The 493-nt window shown below is 30.4% G+C and carries 2 pseudogenes; both read left to right on the top strand.

The features are described 5' to 3' along the window. Positions 1–147, top strand: a pseudogene (locus A2003_RS04445) (type VI secretion system baseplate subunit TssG); the annotation flags it as partial. After that, positions 147–493 (top strand): annotated as a pseudogene (locus tag A2003_RS04440) (hypothetical protein); the annotation flags it as partial. The pseudogenes A2003_RS04445 and A2003_RS04440, both read left to right, overlap by 1 nt.

The following is a 493-nucleotide window of genomic DNA, read 5'->3' as shown; positions in this document are numbered from 1 at the left end:
CGATTAATTCTAGATAAAACTGATGTTGTACCCATGTATTTGAACTCAAATCATCAAATGGGTTTAGGTCATGGTGCTTTTTTAAGCTCTATTGAATGTTTATATCATAACAATGAAACGCGTTATGCACTTGTAGGGGCTGCATAATGTTGAAGAAAATTTTAGCGGCTTTGATTAGCAGTTTTATCTTTGTTGGATTGATTATTATTTATTATTGGCGTGATGTGGAATATCAACCACAATCTGCTGATTTAATTAATTATTTATTAATCTTACCTTGTATTGTCACTGTTATTTTACTCTTACCATGGCTGATTTTTAAGTCATATACGTATTATAAAAATAAGAATGAAAATATCTTGCCATCTGAGCAAGAGATAATTGCTGAATCTCTATCTACAGTAAAAGAAAGTAAATGGATTGAGTTAAATTTATTTGCAAATACTGCTTACAACTCAATAGGTGAGAATGAGGTGATATTAGATGGAATTCG

It is taken from the genome of Acinetobacter sp. GWC1_38_13 (assembly GCF_001767535.1).
In the GTDB taxonomy this organism is placed as follows: domain Bacteria; phylum Pseudomonadota; class Gammaproteobacteria; order Pseudomonadales; family Moraxellaceae; genus Acinetobacter; species Acinetobacter junii.
The sequence above is the reverse complement of the archived record's forward strand: the minus strand, read 5'-3'. Positions and strand labels throughout refer to the sequence as shown.